The organism is Pseudomonas aestiva (assembly GCF_039908605.1).
In the GTDB taxonomy this organism is placed as follows: Bacteria; Pseudomonadota; Gammaproteobacteria; order Pseudomonadales; family Pseudomonadaceae; genus Chryseomonas; species Chryseomonas aestiva.
Map to the genome: position 1 here is coordinate 1,754,153 of NZ_CP150916.1, position 14,125 is coordinate 1,768,277.

Genomic DNA, 14,125 nt, shown 5'->3' on the forward strand with positions numbered 1-14,125 from the left:
TAACGTCGGCTTTCCGGCCTGCCTTGCCGAGTGTGGTAAACAAAACCGGCGTCTGCGTGAGCAGACGCCGGTTTTGTTTTGCGCGTCAGTTGGCGACCGCGCCGTCCTGGCGGCTGCGCTGATAGAGGTCCAGCACCACCTCGTCCAGGATCGACGAAGCCCCCCAGGGGCGGCTGCTGTTGAGGATGGCGACCACCACCCAGTTGCGCGCGTTGGCGTCCCGGACGAAGCCCGCCAGGGCCCGTACATTGTTCAGGGTGCCGGTCTTCATGTGGGCCTGGCCGGTCAGCGGCGAGTTCTTCATGCGCTTGCGCAGGGTGCCGTCCATGCCGGCCAGCGGCAGTGAAGAGATGAACTCCGGGCCGTAGGGACTCTGCCAGGCGGCGCGCAGGATCTCCGCCATCTCCCGGGCACTGACCCGCTCGGTCCGGGACAGGCCGGAGCCGTTCTCCATGATCAGGTGACTGGCATTGATGCCCTTGCGCGCCAGCCACGAGCGGATGACCCGCAGTGCCGCCTTGCTGTCGTCGGCATCCGCCGAGGTGCGGAATTGCGCCCCGATGGAGAGGAACAGCTGCTGGGCCATGGTGTTGTTGCTGTACTTGTTGATGTCGCGAATGATCTCCACCACATCGGGCGAGAAGGCCCGGGCGAGGAGCTCGGCATTGCGCGGCACGCTGCCCTCGCGGGTACGGCCCTTGATGCTGCCACCCAGTTCCTGCCAGATGGCCCGCACCGCGCCGGCGGTATAGGCCGGGTGATCGAGCAGCGACAGATAGCTCTGGGCGTTGCAGCCGTCCGGCAACTGGCCGCTGACGATGAGGCTGGTACTGCCATCGGCCTGGGGCACCGGATTGAAGCGCACCTCGGGCCAGGCCGGGCAACCGCTCTTGCCGGTGGCGCGCATCTGGTTGTCGATGTTGACGTTGGTCAGCGGCGGATCCATGGAGACGCTGACCCGGCCATCGGCCGAGCGGACCACCATGCGCACCGACTTGAGATTGACCAGCAGCGAGTCCGGACCGACCAGGAAGGTCTTGTTCTCGTCTTCGCCATCGTCGTTGAAGGCCGGCAGATTGGGTTTCACGAAGCGCCCCCGATCCAGCACCAGGTCACCGGTGACTTCCAGCACGCCATTGGCGCGCAGATCACGCATGAGCAGCCACAGCCGCTCCATGTTCAGCTTGGGATCGCCGCCACCCTTGAGGTAGAGATTGCCGTTGAGGATGCCGTCCTTGAGCGTGCCGTCGGTATAGAACTCGGTCTTCCACTGATAGGTGGGACCCAGCAGTTCCATGGCGGCAAAGGTGGTGATCAGCTTCATGGTCGAAGCCGGATTCACCGAGACGTCGGCATTGTAGTAGTCGTTCTCGCCCGGGCCATCGAGGGGCAGCATCACCAGCGACAGGTCGCTGCCGGGAATCTTGTTGGTCTGCATCGCCTTTTCGATTCGCGGCGGCAGGTAGGAGGTATCGGCATTGACGGGCAGGGAAAAGCCCAGGGCGCAGCAGCTCAGCAGCAGGCCCAGAGATCGGAAGGTCTTTCGCATCGGGACACACACCTTGGCAGGGTATCGGCCTAGTTGAAGAGAAAAGGGGCCGATAGACGTCGGAGTGTGGGCATTATGCAGTAAGGAGGGAGGGGCGAGCCAACCCCAAGGGGGCAGGGCGCGGATAAAGAAACGACCGCCGCGGCGGTCGTTTCCGGAAAGGGCGGGATCAGTTGTAGCCGGTGGCGTCCTTGGTACGGTCCGGACTGTTGGGCGAAGGCGGATCGCGCCCGTCGTCGGTTTTGGCGTGCTCGGTGCGCAGGGGCTTTTCGTCCTTGGGCAGTTCGCGTTCGTCGGCTTTGCGCTTTTCTTCGGCCATGGGATCCTCGTCTACGTGATTGCCGGTCAAGGTGTGACCGGCGCAGGCGTTTCGCCGTTCCCCTGGGGCGAGGAGTGGTCAGCGAACACGCCTGCGCTCTGCAGCTGGCGCAAGGCTTCGTTGACCTGGCGGGCGAAGGATTCCTCGATGGCGGTCCCGGCCTGATGGCTGGCGGCTAGGGGCAGGAACCACACCCCCATCCAGGTGCGCACCGAGCTGGCGTTGCGCACGCGGGTGGAGGGTCCGCTTCCCGGCGCGATCCATTCGGCGGTCAGCACATAGTCGTCCTTGGCGGTTCCCGGGACGAGAAAGAAGGTGGCGCCGGTGATCAGGCCACTGGCGATGGCGGCGGCGTAGGAGGTGCTGTTGTAGAGCTTGAGGCGCAGCAGGGCGTCGTCGGGTCTGCCGAGTTCCGGCACCAGGGTGATGCGGTCGAACAGCCCGGAGCCTGCCAGGATCTCGCGCAGCCGGGGCTTCAGGCCTTCACGGGCGACGGCGATCGACGTCGCGTCCTTGGCGTCCTCGACAGTGCCACGATAGAAATTGAATTCCACCAGCACATTGGGCCGCTGTGGTGGCGCGCTCAGGGACGTGCGGAATGGCTGGGAAGAGAGTTCATCACCGGGAAAGGCGGCGCAACCGGCGAGCAGAAGCAGGCAGAGCAGGGCAGCGAGAGTCTTCATGAAACGCACCTCATCCCTAGGTGGCGATAGCGAAAGCTGGCAGGGGCCAACGTTCGGGCAAAAAAAAGCCCAACCGGGGGTTGGGCTTTTTCGAGAAGGCGGGTGATTAGATCACCTGCACCTCATCGGCCTGCAGGCCTTTCTGGCCTTGCACGACCAGGAAGGAAACAGCCTGGCCTTCTTGCAGGCTCTTGAAGCCGTTACCCTGAATGGAACGGTAGTGAACGAACACGTCCGGACCGCTCTGGGGGGTGATGAAGCCGAAGCCTTTCTCGTCGTTGAACCACTTGACGGTGCCAGTTTGGCGAGTAGACATGGATTTCTCCTTGAATAAGATGACGTTGTTGTCCAAAGGACGACAGTTTTGAAACGAGGAGAAACCCATGCCGCGAAAGCTGGCCCTGATGTACTCCAGGTTCTCGACAGGTGAGCCGCTTTGTAGAGACAGCCTCACCTGACAGCGATGGATGGTCTCAGACTGGCTTGCGCAAAACAAGACCTTTGAGCTGCCCGATGTTGACTTTACCGACCATGGTCGAAGCGGTAGCTGGAGCAGGTAAACGGCTGTTGGCGGAGGGAGCGCCGAGCGCTGTCCCGGGCCTCGCCCCGTCGACTGCGAGCAGCGATCCGTGCTGAATCGTTTCCTGAACGGAGGGTACCGGGGAGCGAGACGCAGGGCAGTACGTCGAGCTCGGCAAGCCGTATTGCGCACCTGATGGTTCTGCAGGTTTTTCAGGAGCCTATGCGCCCCCTGCAGGCTCCTTTGAACGTCGTTGCAGGTCGGCACCCTGGTCCTCGCGCCGAGATGTCGCCAGTTGGCGTCCAGGCAGAGCTATTCCGTGGCCGGCCTGAGCCATGCCCAGCCGTTGCGATCGAGGGCTTAGCCTGGCGTGGCGGATCTCATAGGCTAGTGGTGTCGAAACGGTGATGACCTGCTCAATTCGGGTGGTGGCTAGGTGCTATTATTTCGTTCGAATTATTACCCCGGACCGCAAGGGTCCAAGGATCTACTGTGAAGAACGGACTGGAAAGCGCAGGACGCGCACTGGGCCATGGCCTCGCCGGATACCGCGTCGAGCTTCGTCGCCTGAACCTCAACGAGATACTGATAGCGGTTTACCACGCCCACCAGGCGATCAAGCTGACCCAGCGCATAGTGACCAACGAGCAGGCTACCAATCCGTTCCTGTTGAATACGGTCGTGGCGGCAATGCGCGTCGAGGCTGATACGGTCGGTCTCTTCATAGAGATTCCACTCGCAGCTGACTGCCTGACCGCCTGAGTCAGGCGGTCACTGGATTCGACCTGGAGCAGTGGGCGCGCTCCTCGCGCGTGGGCTGCTTCCCTTCAGCCTGCGGTTCCAAGCCGCGAGCAGCCGCCAATAACATGATGCTCCGGCCCTACGGATGTGTCTTCGGCGACTCATAGCGCCGAGCTATGCGGGGATGGAGTCAGGTCAGGTCGAGGTTCGTCACACGAGCACTGCCTTGCCACCATCAGCGCTGCGCATGCCGCCGAGCGACCTTTTCGACGATGCAGGCTAGCGATCGAGCAGAGGCCTTGATGATCGCGGTAAAATGGACCGCTTTCTACAGGAGTCTCCATTCATGGCCTTGCTGGGTCGCTTCAACAGCTTGCAGATTTTGCGCAACACCCCCATCGGTCTGTTCCTGGATGCCGGCAACGACGGCGAGGTGCTGCTGCCGCGTCGTTATGCGCCGCGTGACGAACCCTGCGCCGAAGGCGACTGGCTCAACGTCTTCCTTTATCTGGACAGCGAAGACCGCCTGATCGCCACCACCGAGAAGCCGAAGGTGCAGGTCGGCGGCTTTGCCAGTCTGCGGGTGGTGGAGGTCGGCCGGGTAGGGATCTTCCTCGACTGGGGCCTGCCCAAGGACCTGCTGCTGCCGCATTCGGAAGAGAAGCGTCCGCTGCAGGTGGGCGACCATTGCGTGGTGCATGTGCATCTGGACGCCCGCACCCGGCGGATCGTCGCCACCGCACGCCTGGATCGCTATCTGGACCGCGACCCGCCGCGCTACAAGGTCGGCCAGCCGGTGCCGTTGCTGGTTGTCGAGCAGACCGACCTCGGCTACAAGGTGATCGTCGACAACAAGCACTGGGGCTTGGTGCATCGCAATGAGGCCTTCAAGCCGCTGCGCCTGGGTCAGCGCGAGCGCGGCTTCATTCGCGAGATCCGAGCGGACGGCAAGATCAGCCTGACCCTGCAGGCCCAGGGAGCCGCGGCGGGCGCCGATCTCGCCGAGCAGATCATCGCCCTGGCCAAGGCGCGCGGCGGGGTGCTGGAGCTCAGCGACAGCAGTCCGCCAGCCCTGATCCACCAGCTGTTCGGCGTCAGCAAGGGCAATTTCAAGAAGGCCATCGGCCATCTCTATCGCCAGGGCCGGATCGTTATCGAGGACGACCGGATTTCTGTACGCGAGGACGCCGCGCAGTAGCGCCACGGCGGGGCGTCAGATCGCTGTCATGGCTGGGTTGCACCAGGGATTCGGGATCGAAGGCGCGTGCTCGCTCGTCGGGCCCGGCTTCGCGTTCCAGATCGCCGACCAGGCGGGTGATGCGGTCGGCCAGCTTTTCCGAACTCAGACTCTCGCGCAAGCGCTCGACCATGAGGGGCAGCGCGAAGGGCGAGGGATGGTCCAGGTTCACCAGGCGCAGGGGCAGGGCGCCGGTCCGGGTCAGGGTCTGCTGCAGGCGATCGGCATCGAGTTCCTGGCGCAGGACTTCGGTCTGGGCCTGGCCGAGCAGCAGGTTGTCCGGGTCGTACTGGCGAAAGACCTGGTAGAAGAGACTGCTGCTGGCCTGCAGCTGGCGGTTGCTCTTGTGCGCCCCCGGATAGCCGGAAAAGATCAGCCCCGAGATGCGGGCGATCTCGCGAAAGCGACGCTGGGCGAGCTCGGCGGCGTTGAGGCTGGCTAGGGTGTCGCTGACCAGGTTGTCGGTGGTGAAGAGGCTGGCATCAAGTAGGTCCTGCCAGTCCAGGCTGACCGGCGAGACCAGTTCCAGGCCATAGTCGTTGACGGCGATGGAAAAGGTGCAGGGGCGCCGTTGCGCCAGGCGCCAGGCCAGCAGGCTGGCCAGCCCCAGATGGGCATGGCGGCCGGCGAAGGGATAGAGGAACAGGTGCGAGCCTTCGCGGGATTCCAGGGTCTCGGCGAGCAGGTAATGGGCGCTGGGCAGCGCCGACCACTGCCGCTGTATATCCAGCAGCGGTTGCAGCAGGCGCATTTCCGGGCTTTCGTAACGCTGGACCTCGGCATCTTCGAGCAGGGCCAGCACGTGCCGGGCGAGGGTGTCCGAGAGCGGCATGCGACTGCCGCTCCAGCGCGGGATGGCGGCCTTGCGCCCGCTGGCACGGCGCACGTACACCGTCATGTTTTCCACCCGTACCAGTTCCAGGGTACGACCGGCGAAGAGAAAGTGGTCGCCGGGCCGCAGCCGGGCGATGAAGCCTTCCTCGATATTGCCCAGGCGATTGCCGCCGCCGCCCTTGGACCAGAACTGCACATTGAGGCTGGTCTCGCTGACGATGGTGCCGATGCCCAGCCGATGCCGCTTGGCCAGTTGCTTGTCAGGCACCCGCCAGATGCCTTCGGCATCGGGCTCGGCACGGCGATAGTCCGGATAGGCCGACAGCGAGGCGCCCCCGTTGCGAACGAAGGCCAGCGCCCAGATCCATTCGCCTTCGCTGAGCTGGCGATAGGCCCAGGCGCTGCGGATCTCCGGTAGCAGGTCGTCCGGTTCGAAGCCGCCGCCCAGGGCGACGGTCACCAGATGCTGCACCAGGACGTCCAGGGGCTTGACCGGGGCGGTGCGCGCCTCGATCTCGCCCGCGGCGATGGCACGCCGAGTGGCCGCCGCATCCAGCAGATCGAGGCTGTAGGTGGGTACCAGGGTCGCCCGCGAGGCCCGGCCCGGGGCGTGACCACTGCGGCCGGCGCGTTGCAGCAGGCGGGCAATGCTCTTGGGCGAGCCGATCTGCAGCACCCGCTCCACCGGCAGGAAATCCACCCCGAGGTCGAGGCTGGAGGTACAGATCACCGCCTTGAGCTGGCCATTCTTGAGACCGGCCTCCACCCATTCGCGGGCCTGCTTCTCGATGGAGCCATGGTGCAGGGCGATCAGACCGGCCCAGTCCGGGCGCGCCTGCAACAGGGCCTGGTACCAGAGTTCGGTCTGGGCGCGGGTGTTGGTGAAGACCAGGGTGGTGGGGCTGTCTTCCAGTTCGCGGATCACCTGCTGCAGCAGCCGCATGCCCAGGTGCCCGGCCCAGGCGAAGCGTTCGACGCCGCCTTCGGGCAGCAGGGTGTCCACCTGCAGGCGCTTGTCCTGACGACCCTGGACGAGCTGGCCCGGGGCACCGGCCAGCAGCACGTCCAGCGCATGGGCCTGATTGCCGAGGGTGGCCGACAGGCCCCAGGTCTGCAGCCCGGGATTCCAGCGCCGCAGGCGGGCCAGGGCGAGTTGCGTCTGGGTGCCGCGCTTGTTGCCGAGCAATTCGTGCCATTCGTCGATGACCACCAGGCGGACCTGGCCCAGGGCTTCCTGGGCGTCCTCGCGGGAGAGCAACAGCGATAGGCTCTCCGGCGTGGTGACCAGGGCCGTCGGCAGGCGGCGATTCTGCCGGGCGCGCTCGCTGCTGCCGGTATCGCCGGTGCGCAGGCCCAGGGTCCACTCCAGTTCTTCGTCGAGCACCGGCCGCTCCAGGGCGCGCAGGGTGTCCGCCGCCAGGGCGCGCATGGGCGTCAGCCAGAGCACGGTGAGCGGCGGTGGCGCCTGTTTGCGCTTGCTGGGCAGGCCCTTGGCGGTGACCGGCCTGGGCGCGACGAAGGCATCCAGGGCAGCGAGCCAGACCGCGTAGGTCTTGCCCGAGCCGGTGGTGGCGTGCAGCAGGCCGGACTCCCCGGCGGCGATGGCCTTGGCCACCTCGCGCTGAAAGGGAAAGGCCTTCCAGCCCTGGGCGGCCAGCCAGCGACTGCCAGGGCCCTTGCGCGTGCGGGGTACGGTGGCCATCGTGGCGCTCCTTAGACCGGGTTCGAACGCCCGGTCATCTCGGCCGCCATGGCGGTGGCGTAGCTGTCGGTCATGCCGGCGATGAAATCGATCACCCGCATGAAGGCCTGGTGCAGGGTCCAGGAAGGATCGGGCGCGCTGTTGCCCAGCAGGTCGAGGATGCGGCGGCTCTTGAACGACGGCTCGCGCCCGCGGTGCTGCTCCAGGGCGGCGCCACAGAAGGCGTTGAGCAGGATCTCCAGGGTGGTGTAGGCGCCGATCTCGTGCAGGGTTTTGCGCTTGTCGTGGAAGATCTTTTCCCGGGCCAGCGCCTTGGCGCGCTGCACGCAGAGCTTGGCCGGGCCGGCCATGTGTTCGACCAGGTCATCGCCCAGGGTGCCGGCGAGCAGGGCATCCTGCTGGTCGACGAAGGCGCGGGCGGTGGCGTTGGTCAGGTGTTCGATGGCCTTGCCGCGCAGAATGGCCAGCTTGCGCCGCCGCGAATCCTTGGGGCCGAGTTGCCGATAGGTTTCCGGTAGGTCGTCGCCGACCAGGCCCAGCAGCAGCGCCTCGACCTCGGCATAGTCCAGCAGCTCCATCTCCAGGCCGTCTTCCAGATCGATCAGCCCGTAGCAGATGTCATCGGCGGCCTCCATGAGGTAGACCAGGGGATGCCGTGCCCAGCGCTCCGGGCCCAGCAGCGGCAGTTCGAGTTTCTCGGCGATCTGCTCCAGCAGCGGCAGCTCGCTCTGGTAGCAGCCGAACTTGTGCTTCTTGTACCCGGGCGCCGCAGCATAGCGCGAGGTCCAGGGATACTTGAGATAGGTGCCGAGGGTGGCGTAGGTCAGGCGGGTGCCGCCGTCGAACTGGTGGTATTCAAGCTGGGTCAGCACCCGGAAGCCCTGGGCGTTGCCTTCGAAATGCAGGAAGTCCTGGCGCTCCGCCTCGCTCATGTCGTCCAGCCAGCCGCGGCCGGCGGCCTGGGTGAACCAGTAGCGGATGGCGTCTTCGCCGGAATGGCCGAAGGGCGGATTGCCGATGTCGTGGGCGAGGCAGGCCGACTGCACCACCATGCCGAGATCGCTTGGATCGCACCAGTCGGGCAGCGCCCCCCTCAGGCTTTCGCCCACGCGCATGCCCAGCGAGCGCCCGACGCAGCTGACTTCCAGGCTGTGGGTCAGGCGGGTGTGGATGTGATCGTTGCTGGTGACGGGGTGAACCTGGGTCTTGCGCCCCAGCCGGCGGAAGGCACCGGAAAAGATGATGCGGTCGTGGTCCTTGTGAAAGGGGCTGCGCCCCAGTTCATCCGGGCTGTGCAGGGGTTTGCCCAGCCGTTCGCGGATAAGAAGTGTCTGCCAGTCCAAGGCCGTCCTCGAGCTATCACCGATAAGGGGGGCGCCGGCGGTTGCCGTGCGGCGCTTCTGCGTTCTGACCTCGGCAACATACGATCATCACCGCTTACTTGGCAAAGCCTGGCAATTGACTGGCGTCCAGGTCGATCAGCAGCAGGCGCTGACCGCTTTCCAGGAACTGGCTGGCGGTCAGGCAGTACTGGTTGGTGGTGGCGTCGCGGTAGACCGTCGAAAGCGCCAGGCGGCGCTCGTTCCAGCCTTCGGCCAGCAGGGCGTAGAAGTAGGGGCGCCAGGACCAGTTGTGATTGAGGTAGCGGCGATTCTCGCGCCAGAACATGCCGTTCCATTCCAGATTCGGGGTGATCTGGGTGCCGGCGCGGTCGCACTGGTAGATGCGCAGCAGTCCGGGAAAGGCCTGGGGATCGGGCAGCGCGCTCAGGGGGCCGCCGTGTTCCGCCCAGGGTCTGAGCCGGGTGACGAATTCGGCCAGTTGCTGGCGCAGTTCCAGTAACCGGGTCTGCTGGGCCAGCTTGCCATCGACGAAGCGGCTGCGCAGGGCGGCGAAGCGTTGCTGATGGCTGTCGCTCGCGCCCAGTTCGGCGGTGGCCTCGGCGAAGAGAAAGCCCTGCACGTAGCGGGCGCCGCATTCCAGGGCGAAGTCGAGTTCGGTCTCGGTCTCGACGCCCTCGGCGATCAGCCAGCAGCCGGTCTTTTCGGCCATCTGCGCCAGTGCCTTGACCGCGTCACCCCGGGGGCCACCTCGCGCGGCGGCCTGGAATAGCCGCATGTCCAGCTTGAGTATATCCGGCTGCAGGTCCAGCACCCGATCCAGTTGCGAATAGCCGGAACCGAAATCGTCGATGGCGATGCGGATGCCGAGTTCGCGGTAGCGGGCGACGGCCTGGGTCAGGCTCGGCAGATCGCCGGCCGCCTCGGTGATCTCGTAGACGATCCGCGTCGGGTCGATACCGGAACGCTGCAATTGCGCCAGGCTGGGCAGGGCGACGCCATCGTCCAGCTGGCTGATCCAGCGTGGCGAGAGGTTGAGGCTGAGAAACCAGTCCTCCGGCGCGCCGGCGAAGCGCCGCAGCGCATCGTCCCTGAGGGTGCGGTCGAGCTGCAGCAGCTCCGCGGTCGGGGTATCGGGATTGGCGAACAGGGGGCCGACGGAGGCGTGGCGGCCATCGGCCTGACGCAGACGGCCCAGGGCTTCGACGCCGGCGATACGCCCGGTCGCGGTGTCGATGAAGGGTTGGAAGAAGGCAGTGGGCTGGCCAGAAAACACAGGGCTATCCTTATCGTGGGCGGAGCGTTCAGCTTAGCCATGCGATAAGGGTGCCAGATGACAGAATGGCTCCCGAGGGAGCCATTCTTCATAACACCGCTAGCGGGGCGGCGGCAGCGGCTGGTCAGCCTGCTCGCGATGGCGATTCTGCAAGCGGTTGACGATCGGGTAGAGCGCCAGGCCGATGCGGGCCAGCCGACCCACGGCGCCCAGGCGTTTGCCGAACAGCGACAGGAACACCGTGGCACCCAGCATCAAGGGCTTCTTCGCCGAGCTGGCCACCTTGTCCCGGTTCGGTCGCATCAGGTCACCGATGAGGCTGATGGGATTGTGCAGGGGCTGGGCGTTGTAGATCAGCTGCTGGCGATACATCTCCATGCGCAACCGGACCAGTTCCTTGCGCTTTGCCTGGCTGGTGGCAGAGGTAAGCGGCTGGTTCATGGCAGTAGGCGCTCCCGGTTGCGGTTGAGTTCTTCCAGGGTGGCATGGAAGGGCGCCGCACCCTTGACCAGGCTCAGGGCCCGCAGGATGCAGATCACCAGTGCCACCGCATAGAAGGCGCACAGGCCCAGCGTTGCGGCCATGCGGTAGGTATCCCAGAAGGCGATGATGACCGCTGCCGAGACGCCGACCAGTACCAGCAAGCCAAAGATCAGGCTCAGGCCGGTAAAGAGAAACAGCTGGAAGGTACGGACCTTCTCTTCCTGAACCTCGATGCCCAGCAGTTCCAGGTGACTCTGCAGCAGGCCGACCACTGCGCCGGCGAGTCGCTTGACCGATGGCTTGGGCGCCTCGTCAGGCAGCTCCCGTGGAGGAGAGGAGGTGTCCATGGCAGTCCCCCAGGCTTAGCGGCGCGAGGCCAGCAGGCCAATCAGGAAGCCGACGCCAGCAGCGATGCCGAGGGCCTTGAAGGGATTGTCGACCACGTATTCCTCGGTGGTTTCCTTGGCCGCGACGCCCTGACGATAGAGATCGTCCTGCTTGGACTTGAGCACATTGCGGGAGCGTTCCAGGCTGGAGCTCAACTTGGCACGCAGTTCGTCTGCCTGCTCACCGGCCATGCTGGCGGTGTGCTTGAGCAACTGCTCGGCATCTGCCAGCAGGGTGTGGAATTCGTCGGTCAGTGCCTGCTCGGCCTCGCCCAGATGACGACGGACCCGGTCAGCGTTCTGCTTGTGTGCCTGCTCATCGATGTCAGCGGCAAGCTCGTCTTTGATCACGGGAGGGATTTTGTCGTTCATGGCGCGCTCCTGATAGGCGATGGGTATCCGTTTCAGCCCTTTCGAGTGAGCGCCGGAAGCAAAGGTTCCACCGATCAGGACCGCCATGGCGCTCTACCGGCGCCTTTATAAGGTCGGGAGGCAGGATGCCCAACGACCGGCAAGGCGGACGAATGGTCATACCTTATCGATTTTGCTCTGCTGAAAGTTCCGCAGCAAAACCCGATTAGCAGAGCTGGCTCACAAAATCGGGCACTAGCGCCATTGCGGGTCTTATTCAAGTAGAGCGCAAGAACTTTGCTGTTTCTATCACTGTCAGTTGCGTCGTATTTGATCGTCCATGCACTTCTAGACAAATAAGAGGGGGAAGAATGGAAAACGCCATAGATAGACTGACTGCCGCTTTCAGTACTTATAAATGCTCGGTCACGGCGCCTCGCCCTGATGGCAGTATTGTGCTGACGGTGCAGGATCAGCAGTGTGACGACGCGCGGGTGAACCGGGTGGTCAGCGCCCGGCAACTGGGCGAGAGCCAGCTGCTGAAAACGGTAATCGACGAGGTTCGCAAGGACGTATCGCTGCGGGCCGGCGCGCTGGCGCCGCAATCCATGGCGGTGCTGCGGGCCACGGGCGCCAACATGCTGAGATATTCCGAGTAACGACTCGGCGCAGAAAGCTTCAGCGCGAGACTTGCAGTACGGATGCCCTGGCATTCGTTGGTCTCGAACGTTGAAGATTCAAAGATGCTAAAAAAGATACTAAACAAGTAGTTAGCGTCAGAGTTTCAGCCGCAACGCTTCTCTCAGCTCTTGCACTTCAGCAGCCGGCATCCCGCACAGGGCAGTTGGGTGACAGGCAGCTCATACATGGGGCAGGCGACGTCCACTACACCCCAGGACGGAAAGCCCTGTCCGGCTTGCACGGCAGCCAGCCGCGCACTGGCGATCACACCATTGAGCAGTTCCTCTTCCCGATACAGCGCCTGACGCAAGGTCGGCGAGCGGTAGAGGATGCGTCCGCAGCGGTCCAGCAAGGTAAAGGAAAAGCGCCCGGTCCGGTCCGGCAGCGTTGGCCAGACCTTGAGTGGCGCCAGTTGCTCGTCGAGACGTGTGCAGGTGAGCTGGTACAGCGAGGCGCGTGGAGTATGCAGCGCAGCTGCCGTCTCCAGGCCATCGAGCAGGGTTACCGGGCTAGGGCCCTGTAGCAGGCCGTCGCTGATGCCTTCCATGGTGTGCATAGTGCTGCTTCCTGCTCAGTTCGCTACGGTCAGACGATTCACGGTGCCACTGCCGCCGGCCAGCAAGGCCGTGACGCCATGACCTTCATCGATGGCGATACCCAGGCGGATGCTGTCGATCAATCGCGCGAGGCGGGTGTGGTCATGCAATTGCTGCTTGCTGATCAACCGCTTGACCTTGACGCCGCTGTCGTCGGACAGCGTCAGGCTGACGCTGCCGTCGAGGCGCTCGATGCGGAAATTGACCCGGAAGTCATGCTCGAAAGCCGCGGCGATGAGTTGGAAAGGGTTGTCCATGACGTACCTGGCTGGCGTGAGCGGGGTCAGTGCCATTGACTTCGAGAGGCTGGGGTAGTTCTGGAGCAGATCCCAGAAGTATGACCGACGGCCCGTTTCAGCCGCTCACCTGAAGTTCGCGCTCGCTCCAGCACTGGGCGAAAGCCGCTTGCCAGTCGGGTAGCGGCTCACCCAGCACCGCCGCCAGCTTTTCAGTGGACAGGCGGGAATTGATGGGGCGATGGGCCGGGGTGGGATAGGAACTGCTGGGGATGGGATTGAGGCGGGCCTTCAGCTGGCCGGTCTCGCGCAGGCGCCGGGCGATCTGCTCGGCGAACCCGAACCAGGAGGTGGTGCCGTTGGCGGTCAGGTGATAGGTACCCCAGAGTTCGTCCTGGTCGCTGTGGGCGAGCAGCCGGTCGGTGGCGGCGGCGATGGTGCGGGTCCAGGTGGGCGCGCCGATCTGGTCGTCGACGATGTTCAGTTCGTCGCGCTCGCTGAGCAGCCGCACCATGGTGCGCAGGAAATTGTTGCCCTGCCAGGAATAGACCCAGCTGGTGCGCAGGATGAGGTGGCGCTCGGCGTGTTCACGCACGGCGTTCTCGCCGGCCAGTTTGGTCCGACCATAGACATTGAGTGGGCAGGTCGGATCTTCTTCCCGGTAACGGCCTTCCTTGCTGCCACCGAAAACATAGTCGGTGGAGTAGTGGACCATCGGAATGCCGAGCTGCTGTGCGGCCCGGGCGAAGACCTCGGGCACCCGTTCGTTGATCAGGGCAGCGGTCTGGGGATCGCTCTCGGCGGCGTCCACGGCGGTGTAGGCGGCGGCATTGATGATGACATCGGGCTTTGCGGCCAGGACGCGTTCATGGAGTGCCTCCAGCTGGGTGAAATCCACCTGGGCCCGGCCGATGACGGTTATCCGGGCCTTGGCGGCCAGCAGTTGTTGCAGCGCCTGAGAAAGTTGGCCGTGTTGACCCGCGATGAAGACGTTCATGTGACTGAGCTATTCCAGAAGGGCTGGCGCGTCCATGCCTGATTGACAGGTTGGGCGTCGCCACGACAGCCCTGAGCAAAAGCAGGCAGTCTACCCGATGACCGGCAGAGGACAAGGCTAGCCTTTGGCCTGCGTGCGGCCGCAGCTGTCGGCTCTAGCCTGCGGCCCGCCTCCCGATACGGCCTCCCGGAAGG

Annotated in this window: 16 protein-coding genes; 3 read left to right on the forward strand and 13 right to left on the reverse strand. The window is 64.6% G+C overall.

Features of this window, described 5'->3' with window-relative positions; all coding sequences use genetic code 11:
- Window positions 1-85: 85 nt before the first annotated feature.
- From dacB to AABM56_RS08065, 4 genes are all read right to left on the reverse strand, one after another.
- Window positions 86-1,549, reverse strand: coding sequence for a D-alanyl-D-alanine carboxypeptidase/D-alanyl-D-alanine-endopeptidase (gene dacB, locus AABM56_RS08050; protein ID WP_347884001.1), 1,464 nt, complete (start codon window positions 1,547-1,549; stop codon window positions 86-88).
- Window positions 1,550-1,718: 169 nt separating this feature from the next.
- Window positions 1,719-1,868: a hypothetical protein gene (locus tag AABM56_RS08055; protein ID WP_017639713.1), complete on the reverse strand. Its 150-nt coding sequence runs from the start codon at window positions 1,866-1,868 to the stop codon at window positions 1,719-1,721.
- A gap of 26 nt (window positions 1,869-1,894) precedes the next feature.
- Window positions 1,895-2,551 carry a hypothetical protein gene (locus AABM56_RS08060; RefSeq protein ID WP_133859539.1) on the reverse strand — a complete coding sequence of 219 codons (657 nt, stop codon included), beginning with the start codon at window positions 2,549-2,551 and terminating at the stop codon, window positions 1,895-1,897.
- A gap of 106 nt (window positions 2,552-2,657) precedes the next feature.
- Window positions 2,658-2,867, reverse strand: coding sequence for a cold-shock protein (locus AABM56_RS08065; RefSeq protein WP_007159089.1), 210 nt, complete (start codon window positions 2,865-2,867; stop codon window positions 2,658-2,660).
- 696 nt (window positions 2,868-3,563) lie between these two features.
- On the opposite strand from AABM56_RS08065, the gene AABM56_RS08070 reads away from it, so the two are divergent.
- Both AABM56_RS08070 and AABM56_RS08075 read left to right on the forward strand, forming a co-directional pair.
- Complete coding sequence (locus AABM56_RS08070) at window positions 3,564-3,833, forward strand: hypothetical protein (RefSeq protein WP_252977097.1); 270 nt, start codon at window positions 3,564-3,566, stop codon at window positions 3,831-3,833.
- 325 nt (window positions 3,834-4,158) lie between these two features.
- On the forward strand, window positions 4,159-5,010 hold the full coding sequence (locus AABM56_RS08075) for a S1 RNA-binding domain-containing protein (RefSeq protein ID WP_133859538.1): 852 nt from the start codon (window positions 4,159-4,161) through the stop codon (window positions 5,008-5,010).
- Here the strand turns inward: AABM56_RS08075 and AABM56_RS08080 are convergent.
- From AABM56_RS08080 to AABM56_RS08105, 6 genes are all read right to left on the reverse strand, one after another.
- On the reverse strand, window positions 4,964-7,585 hold the full coding sequence (locus AABM56_RS08080) for a ligase-associated DNA damage response DEXH box helicase (protein ID WP_133859537.1): 2,622 nt from the start codon (window positions 7,583-7,585) through the stop codon (window positions 4,964-4,966). The genes AABM56_RS08075 and AABM56_RS08080 overlap by 47 nt on opposite strands.
- 11 nt (window positions 7,586-7,596) lie before the next feature.
- Window positions 7,597-8,928, reverse strand: a complete 1,332-nt coding sequence (locus AABM56_RS08085; RefSeq protein ID WP_007159085.1) for a deoxyguanosinetriphosphate triphosphohydrolase — start codon at window positions 8,926-8,928, stop codon at window positions 7,597-7,599.
- 94 nt (window positions 8,929-9,022) lie between these two features.
- Complete coding sequence (locus AABM56_RS08090; protein ID WP_133859536.1) at window positions 9,023-10,201, reverse strand: EAL domain-containing protein; 1,179 nt, start codon at window positions 10,199-10,201, stop codon at window positions 9,023-9,025.
- Between the two features lie 99 nt (window positions 10,202-10,300).
- Window positions 10,301-10,642 (reverse strand): hypothetical protein, encoded by a 342-nt coding sequence (locus tag AABM56_RS08095; protein ID WP_133859535.1) that lies wholly within the window; start codon window positions 10,640-10,642, stop codon window positions 10,301-10,303.
- Window positions 10,639-11,031, reverse strand: a complete 393-nt coding sequence (locus AABM56_RS08100) for a phage holin family protein (protein ID WP_133859534.1) — start codon at window positions 11,029-11,031, stop codon at window positions 10,639-10,641. Before AABM56_RS08100 ends, AABM56_RS08095 begins: the two co-directional genes overlap by 4 nt.
- A 15-nt stretch (window positions 11,032-11,046) precedes the next feature.
- Window positions 11,047-11,442, reverse strand: a complete 396-nt coding sequence (locus AABM56_RS08105) for a YqjD family protein (RefSeq protein ID WP_133859533.1) — start codon at window positions 11,440-11,442, stop codon at window positions 11,047-11,049.
- A 350-nt stretch (window positions 11,443-11,792) separates the two neighbouring features.
- Between AABM56_RS08105 and AABM56_RS08110 the strand changes: the two genes are divergently transcribed.
- Entirely contained in the window at window positions 11,793-12,080 is a 288-nt protein-coding gene (locus tag AABM56_RS08110; protein ID WP_007159080.1) for a DUF3509 domain-containing protein, read from the forward strand.
- A 143-nt stretch (window positions 12,081-12,223) separates the two neighbouring features.
- On the opposite strand, the gene AABM56_RS08115 is transcribed toward AABM56_RS08110, so the two are convergent.
- From AABM56_RS08115 to rfbD, 3 genes are all read right to left on the reverse strand, one after another.
- On the reverse strand, window positions 12,224-12,658 hold the full coding sequence (locus AABM56_RS08115; protein ID WP_133859532.1) for a hypothetical protein: 435 nt from the start codon (window positions 12,656-12,658) through the stop codon (window positions 12,224-12,226).
- A gap of 15 nt (window positions 12,659-12,673) precedes the next feature.
- Window positions 12,674-12,955 (reverse strand): DUF3509 domain-containing protein, encoded by a 282-nt coding sequence (locus AABM56_RS08120; RefSeq protein ID WP_064306571.1) that lies wholly within the window; start codon window positions 12,953-12,955, stop codon window positions 12,674-12,676.
- 97 nt (window positions 12,956-13,052) lie between these two features.
- The gene (gene rfbD / locus AABM56_RS08125) at window positions 13,053-13,931 is read right to left on the reverse strand and encodes a dTDP-4-dehydrorhamnose reductase (protein ID WP_133859531.1); all 879 of its coding nucleotides are present in this window, start codon (window positions 13,929-13,931) and stop codon (window positions 13,053-13,055) included.
- Window positions 13,932-14,125: the final 194 nt, after the last annotated feature.